General features: G+C 54.7%; 2 protein-coding genes. Both read right to left on the minus strand.

The window, feature by feature from the left end; genetic code table 11:
- The coding region (locus H6F43_RS18705) for an FAD-dependent oxidoreductase (protein ID WP_190344282.1) at window positions 1-1,154 on the minus strand (1,154 nt) is incomplete at its 3' end.
- Between the two features lie 214 nt (window positions 1,155-1,368).
- Window positions 1,369-1,545: a hypothetical protein gene (locus H6F43_RS18710; protein WP_190344284.1), complete on the minus strand. Its 177-nt coding sequence runs from the start codon at window positions 1,543-1,545 to the stop codon at window positions 1,369-1,371.
- Window positions 1,546-2,017: the final 472 nt, after the last annotated feature.

Genomic DNA, 2,017 nt, shown 5'->3' on the forward strand with positions numbered 1-2,017 from the left:
CCGTGACAGGGACAGTGGAACTCGCCGTTGTCTACCTGCTTAACCGTGCAGCCCTGATGCGTGCAGGTGAGGGAGATCGCCGTTTCGCCCTTTGCGGCATAGACAGCATCGCCCGCGCCATAAAAGCGAACGCTATCCTTGGCAGACGAGTTTAGCGCTGCATTGGCTTCAACCCAGATTGGCGCAGACGTTGCCTGGTTGCCGGTTTGGTAGCTGAGTGAGGCGATGCGTCCTTGCTCCCAGTGGAGATTGCTGACAGAAACATCGGTGAGGATGCTGCCGCCGTTGTCCAGAATCGATTGGGCGATCGGCTGCACTAGACTTCTGCCCATGTCCTGACGAGTGCCCTCAAATGCCAGCCCTTCGGGATTGCCGAAAAAGTAGAAGTGGAAGAACTGCATCAGTTCCCCAGCGCTAAGCGCATCGGGCGCGTTCAGGCTGGATTTGGCAAACGGCAGAAAATACAAATCGAATAGCCCTTTGGGAAAGCCTTGATCCACCCAGTCCAGCACCGATAGGCGATCGAGCCGGGCAAAGCTGCTCTCGGACTTAAATCCGGTGATTTCACGAAACACGTTCCAGTGCTGCGGGCTGATTAGGTTAAGTCCCCAGTGGAGACGATTTGTGGAGGAAATCGCCAAATCGACGATGTTCCAGGGAAATGCCGATCGACTGGGGCGAAAGACTTCTGGTTGGTATTCGTCGCCGCGATACACCACCGAATAGAACTTGAGGGAGCGAAAATTGTCGCGGATGCTCAACTCTTCCGCCAGACCTTTGAGGTTGTAGTACTGGGGAAAAAAGCCGTGGAAGCCGTGCTCCATCTGCAAAGATTCGCCGTTGACGTCGATCGACCAGCTTGCAATTTTGCCGCCTAGCTGCGGTGCCTGCTCTAGTAGCGTTACCTGAAAACCGCGCTGGCTGAGTTCGTAGGCGCAGGCGAGTCCGGCAAGTCCGCCGCCCACAACGACAACGCGGCGCGGCTCACTGAGGCGGAATGGGAGGGAAAGCACGTCTTGATCAAAGACGGTCGGCTGAGGTTTGGCGAAGCGCGAGTAGCTAAGGGTTCCTGCCACGGCTCCTGTGCCCAAAAGTTTCAGCAGCAGGCGACGAGAAATGGGGCGCGACAGCGGAAAATCGAGTAAACGAGTCATTCAGCAAATCATTGGCGGGTTTCAGATAGTAATAAAGCCGAAATCGCTGGAACCCCCTAGAGATGCTGAATTTCTTTAGGGTGTGAAACGAGACTTGAGTGATCCCCGGCTTTTTCAAGTCGGGGATCGGTGGTTAGTTCGATCGCTCTTGTGTGCGCCTGCGCGTCAGGATGCTCATGACTTCCCCGGGGGTCGGTGCGGGTAGCAGTTTGCTCTACACGCCCACTTGAGCAAAGCCGCGTCGATGTAATTCGTGCACGGTTTCGCGCACGCCTTCAGGGCTGCTGATGACGAGAACGCGCACTTCTTCCCAAGCGTCAGAAGGTTGACGATCGGGCAGTGGCGCACCGGGATCGATCGGCGGTAGCGATGACAAAAATGCTCGTAGCATTGGGATCTCCTATGTTTGTTGGGGAGGAAATCCCAAAAACTCAGCCACCCCACGACACAAGGAAGCAAGGTGGCTGAAGAGGATGCTAAGATCCGCCTTTAGCCACCGTGACTGCCAGAATCAGTCTCGGAGGTTAGCTGCCCTTTGCTGTGACCAGCAGCATCGGGTAGCGTTGACTGAATTTTTGGGAATACGGATTGCACGTGAGAGAACACACCTGCAACCTTAGTTTGTGAGGATAGCGGTAGTGCGGGTGTTCCGTCAATCCCTTGACTGGAGAGTTTGGAATTGGGAGGAAGGGGCGATCGTTCTGTCTAGAGCCGATCGCACGCTTGTATTATTCATCGCCTGTACCGAGGTTCTGTAGAAGTGAAAAATAGACTGAAAGTTGCTGGATAAGATCCGTGTAGCAGATATTATCCAGCCAGTTGCAGGATAATCTGCCGTAGCGGGATGTTAGTGTGCAAACTGT

The sequence above is a fragment of the Leptolyngbya sp. FACHB-36 genome, assembly GCF_014695955.1.
Classification (GTDB): domain Bacteria; phylum Cyanobacteriota; class Cyanobacteriia; order Leptolyngbyales; family Leptolyngbyaceae; genus FACHB-36.

Coding starts and splice junctions, on each gene's coding strand:
- H6F43_RS18710 (WP_190344284.1), bottom strand. CDS start 1,545: ATGCTACGAGCATTTTTGTCATCGCTACCGCCGATCGATCCCGGTGCG.